2 protein-coding genes and 1 riboswitch are annotated in these 2884 nt (G+C 74.2%); of the genes, one reads left to right on the top strand and one right to left on the bottom strand.

Going from position 1 to position 2884, the window contains the following annotated elements:
• A partial coding sequence (locus CBZ_RS19735; RefSeq protein WP_246013565.1) for a lysylphosphatidylglycerol synthase transmembrane domain-containing protein occupies positions 1 to 2521 on the top strand: 2521 nt, incomplete at its 5' end.
• A 145-nt stretch (positions 2522 to 2666) separates the two neighbouring features.
• Here the strand turns inward: CBZ_RS19735 and CBZ_RS21190 are convergent.
• On the bottom strand, positions 2667 to 2819 hold the full coding sequence (locus CBZ_RS21190) for a hypothetical protein (RefSeq protein WP_165446869.1): 153 nt from the start codon (positions 2817 to 2819) through the stop codon (positions 2667 to 2669).
• A gap of 16 nt (positions 2820 to 2835) precedes the next feature.
• A riboswitch (cyclic di-GMP riboswitch) is annotated at positions 2836 to 2884 on the bottom strand. This riboswitch is flagged as partial in the annotation.

Below are 2884 nucleotides of genomic sequence, written 5' to 3'. Positions count from 1 at the left end.
CGACGCGGACCGTGCGGCCGTCGCGCGCACCCCGGGCGGGACGCCGTCGGCGGACGACACGCAGGTCGTCGTCGAGGACGTCCCCGCGGTCCGGGTCCACCACCCGAGCGACCTGCTCGGCACCGTGCTCTACGCGCTCGGCATCGTCGGCGTGCTCGTCCTCGCGATCTACGCGCCGAACACCACGACGGGCGTCGCGGAGGACGTGCAGGGCTTCGCGACCATCCTGCAGAACATCCTCTTCGTGCCCGTCTCGGCGCTCGAGGCCGTGCTCGTGCTCGTCGTTCCGCTCGCCGTGCTGGCCGAGCTCGCGATCCGCCGCCTCGGCCGGCAGGTGCTCGAGGGCACCGTCGCCGCGCTGCTCGCGGTGCTGCTCAACGAGGCGATCCGCTTCGCCGTCGTGCACTGGGCCACGACCGACCTCGCGGTGTCGCTCTCGATCCGCCTGCGCGGCGAGTGGGTCCTCACCCTCCCGCCCGCGTTCGCCCTGGTCACGGCCCTCCTGACGGTCGCCGGACCGCGCGGCCGGCGCCGGACCGTCGACTGGTCGTGGAGCGTCCTGTGGGTCACCGCCGGGGTGCTGCTCATCACCGCGCGCGTCTCCCTGCCGGGCCTGCTCATCTCGCTGCTGGTCGGCCGCGTCGCCGGCATGGGCGTGCGCTACCTGTCCGGCGTGCGGTCCGAGCGCGCGTACGGCCCCGCCCTGCTCGCGGGGATCCGCCGCGCCGGGTTCGACCCGGCCCTGCTGAGCCGCGTCGCCGACGACACGACCGACGCCGACGCCGCCCGCCTCGCGGAGCGCGAGGGCACCCCGCCCGTCGAGCTCGACGGCTCCCCCGCCGCCCGCGCGCTCACCCGGTCCACGGGCCACCGCGTCTACCAGCTGACGACACGGCAGGGCGAGGAGCTCGACGTCGTCGTCATCGACGGCGACCGGCAGGTCGTCGGCGGCCTCGCCCGCCTGTGGCGCTCGATCCGGATGCGCGGCATCGAGGGTCGCTCCGTCGTCTCCCTGCGGCAGGCGACCAGCCGCGCCGCGCTCCTCGCCTACGCCGCGCGCGCCGCGGGCGTCCGCACCCCCAACCTGCTGTCCATCGCCGAGGCCGAGGACTCGATGCTCCTCGTGCAGGAGCGGCCCGGGTCCGCCGTGCCGCTGGCCGACCTGCCGCCCGAGCGCCTCACCGACGACCTGCTCCACGAGATCTGGGCGCAGCTGCAGCTCGCGCACGACGCCGGCGTCGCGCACCGCGCCCTCACCAGCGACGTCGTCCTCGTCGACGACCTGCTCGGCCGGCCCATGGTCTGGATCACCGGGTGGGAGCAGGGCGACGTCGCGTCGTCCGACCTGGCCCGGCGCATGGACGTCACGCAGCTCGTCGCCCTCCTCGCGCTGCGGGTCGGTGCCGCACGCGCCCTCGAGTCCGCGTCGGCCGTGCTGCCTGACTCCGACATCGCCGCGATCGGGCCGCTGTTCCAGACGATCACGCTGCCGCGCGAGACCCGCGTCGAGATGCGCGCGCACAAGCAGGTGCTCGCCGACCTGCGCACCGCGCTCGTCGCCCGGCTGCCCGAGGCCAGCGTCGAGCCCGAGCAGCTCGTGCGGTTCGGCGCCCGCACCGTCGTGACGATCCTGCTCACGGTCGTCGCGATCTTCGCGATCCTCACGACGATCAACGTCGAGGTCATCGGCGAGGCGCTCTCCGAGAGCGACTGGCGCTGGTCGGTGCTCGCGTTCGGCCTCGGCATGAGCACGCTCGTCACCGCCGCGCTCGCGTTCGTCGCGTTCTCGCCCGTCAGGCTGTCGGTGTGGCGTGCGACGCTCGTCCAGACGGCGGCGACGTTCGTCGCCCTCGCCGCCCCCGCCGGTATCGGCCCGGCCGCGCTCAACCTGCGGATGCTCACCAAGCGCGGCGTCTCGGCACCGCTCAGCGCCGCCACGGTCGCGCTCGTGCAGGTCAGCCAGTTCGTCGTCACGCTCGTGCTGCTGCTGGCGCTCACGGTCCTGTCCGGCCGCGACGAGTCCGCGCTGCCCATCTCGCCCGCCGTGCTCATCGCCGTCGGGATCGTCGCCGCGCTCGTCGGCGCGTCGCTGCTCGTGCCGCCCGTGCGCCAGTGGGTGCTCGCCAAGTCGATGCCGACGCTGCGCCGCACGTGGCCGCGGCTCATCGAGGTGCTCGGCCAGCCCTGGCGGCTCGCGCTCGCCATCAGCGCCAACCTCGCGATGACCCTCGGCTACATCCTCGCGTTCGACGCGTGCCTGCAGGCCCTCGGCCAGGAGGCGACGCTGATCCAGGTCGCGCTCGTCTACCTCGCGGGCAACACCGCCGGTGCGCTCGTCCCGACCCCCGGGGGGATGGGCACGGTCGAGCTCTCGCTCGCCTTCTCGCTCACCACGATCGCCGGCATCAACGCGGGTGTCGCGACGTCCATCGCCGTGCTGTTCCGCGCGCTGACCTACTGGCTGCGGATCCCGTTCGGCTGGGCCGCGATGCGTTACCTGCAACGCCACGGCGAGCTCTGACCCGCCCGCCGCGCGCGCGTCTCAACGCGTTCCGGACCAACCCGGGCGATGCGGGCGAAAGTGTCGGGCGCGGGAGCGTTCCCGGGAAGCACGAACACCGGCCCCGGGATGCCCGGGACCGGTGAACGAGGGGGAACTGCGAGCGTCAGGCGGCCAGGTGGTCGCGCTGCGCCGGGATGAGCTCGAGGGTGTGCGAACGCCGCTCCGCGAGCGCCGCCCAGGCCTGCAGGCGCGTGGCCGGCAGGATGAAGGGGGTGGCGGCCTCGGAGGGGTCGACGGAGAACCCGCGCTGGTCCATGGTGGCTTCCTGTCTGTTCGGTAGCCCGGCTGACCTCGTGGGTCCCGTGGCTTTGCGTCCCCCCC

It is taken from the genome of Cellulomonas biazotea, assembly GCF_004306155.1.
In the GTDB taxonomy this organism is placed as follows: Bacteria; Actinomycetota; Actinomycetes; order Actinomycetales; family Cellulomonadaceae; genus Cellulomonas; species Cellulomonas biazotea.
This window is presented reverse-complemented; position numbering and strand designations above follow the sequence as displayed.

Coding starts and splice junctions, on each gene's coding strand:
- CBZ_RS21190 (WP_165446869.1), bottom strand. CDS start 2,819: ATGGACCAGCGCGGGTTCTCCGTCGACCCCTCCGAGGCCGCCACCCCC.